We start from the raw sequence: 1,769 nt of genomic DNA, 5'->3' as shown, positions 1-1,769 counted from the left end.
GACCTTTGGTTCCATGCATGCAGGAACAACCAATAATGTGATTGCTGAGACAGCCTTCCTTCATGGGACCATTCGGACCTTGACCATGGAGATGAACCTTTTGACTCAAAAACGGGTCAAAGCCATTGCAGAAGGAGTTGCAGCAGCCTTTGATGTGAAATTGGACCTGGAACTCAAGCAAGGGGGCTACCTGCCTGTGGAAAACCAACCAGAATTGGCCAAAGAACTCATGGACTTTTTCACAGCTGAGAAAGACGTGAACCTGATTGATATTCTGCCTGCGATGACAGGAGAAGACTTCGGCTTTCTCTTGAGCAAAGTCCCGGGTGTCATGTTCTGGCTGGGTATTGATACCCCATATGCCTTGCACCATCCGAAGATGAGCCCAAATGAAGCAGCCCTTCCCTTCGCTGTGGAAAACATTGGTAAATTTTTGAAAATGAAGGCCAACCAATAAAGGAATGATTCAACTCCGTCTGGAGTTGGATTTTTTCTTTGTTGTATAAAAACTGTTCGGATCTTTCCTAAAAAATGATACAATTAAAGCTAGACAAAAGGAGTAGGGAATGAAGAAAACACTACGAAAAGAAACCATTGCAGCCATGAAACAGTTGCCAGAATCCGTGAAAACTCAAGCAGATGAAGAGCTGACTCAGCGCCTCTTGGAGCTTCCAGCCTTTCAGGAGGCAAAGACCCTTGCGACCTATCTGTCTTTTGACCATGAAGTTTCCACAGTTGGCTTGATCCAAGCTGCTCTTCAACTTGGAAAACGCGTCTGTGTTCCCCGTACCTATCCACAAGGTCGGATGGAATTTGTGGAATACGATCCTGACATTTTGGAAAAGACACGCTTTGGTTTGTTGGAGCCCAATGAAAAAGGAAGGGTTGTGGATCAGTCAGAGATTGATCTGATCCATGTACCAGGCGTGGTCTTCCAGTCAAAAGGCTACCGAATTGGCTATGGTGGTGGCTATTATGATCGTTATTTAGCAGATTTTACTGGAAAAACGGTTAGTACGATTTATTCCATCCAGCAGAAGGAGTTCCAGCCAGATGCTTTTGATCAGGCAGTTCAGGAGGTGCTAGTCTATGAAGTTGCTCTTTGATCGTCGTTATCCTGTGACCAGCATTTTATTGCTCGTCACAACGGCAGTCTTTCTTTCCATGTTTATCCGATTTGGAGGCGACTACCAAACAGGTGCTGCTATTTACTATAGTGGTGGGATTATTGGAGAGGTTGTGAAAGTCGATCCCAGCCAGTTATGGCGAATAGTGACAGCTACCTTTGTTCACATCGGCCTAGAACATTTTGTGCTCAATATGATCACCCTCTATTACTTGGGACGTTTGGCAGAAGATCTCTTTGGTTCCAAGGCTTTCTTAGCTCTCTATCTCTTATCAGGCATGATGGGCAATGTCTTTGTCGCTATTTTTACGCCGGATGTGATTGCAGCAGGAGCTTCTACAGCCCTCTTTGGACTGTTTGGGACCATTGGTGCTCTGCGCTTTATTGTTCAAAGTCCCTATATTCGCCACTTGAGTCAGTCCTATACCAGCTTGATTGTGGTCAATTTGATCTTTAGCTTCATGCCAGGGATCAGTATGGCGGGGCACATCGGTGGCTTAGTAGCTGGGGTCATGTTGGCTTATGTCTTTCCAGTAAGAGGGGAAGCTCGCTTTATGAACCGAACCTATCAGATTAGTGCAGCTCTATCTTATCTCTTGCTTTTGCTTTATTTCTTAGGTAAAATCTTGAATCTATTTTAAGA

Annotated in this window: 3 protein-coding genes; all 3 read left to right on the top strand. The window is 44.8% G+C overall.

From position 1 onward, the window contains the following. The coding region (locus SPADD19_RS12900; RefSeq protein ID WP_338322296.1) for a M20/M25/M40 family metallo-hydrolase at window positions 1-457 on the top strand (457 nt) is incomplete at its 5' end. A 109-nt stretch (window positions 458-566) separates the two neighbouring features. After that, the gene (locus SPADD19_RS08770) at window positions 567-1,106 is read left to right on the top strand and encodes a 5-formyltetrahydrofolate cyclo-ligase (RefSeq protein ID WP_061455813.1); all 540 of its coding nucleotides are present in this window, start codon (window positions 567-569) and stop codon (window positions 1,104-1,106) included. Further along, complete coding sequence (locus tag SPADD19_RS08765) at window positions 1,090-1,767, top strand: rhomboid family intramembrane serine protease (protein ID WP_061455812.1); 678 nt, start codon at window positions 1,090-1,092, stop codon at window positions 1,765-1,767. Before SPADD19_RS08770 ends, SPADD19_RS08765 begins: the two co-directional genes overlap by 17 nt. Window positions 1,768-1,769 lie beyond the last annotated feature (2 nt).

Source organism: Streptococcus parasanguinis (genome assembly GCF_001578955.1).
Classification (GTDB): domain Bacteria; phylum Bacillota; class Bacilli; order Lactobacillales; family Streptococcaceae; genus Streptococcus; species Streptococcus parasanguinis_U.
This window is presented reverse-complemented; position numbering and strand designations above follow the sequence as displayed.

Coding starts and splice junctions, on each gene's coding strand:
- SPADD19_RS08770 (WP_061455813.1), top strand. CDS start 567: ATGAAGAAAACACTACGAAAAGAAACCATTGCAGCCATGAAACAGTTG.
- SPADD19_RS08765 (WP_061455812.1), top strand. CDS start 1,090: ATGAAGTTGCTCTTTGATCGTCGTTATCCTGTGACCAGCATTTTATTG.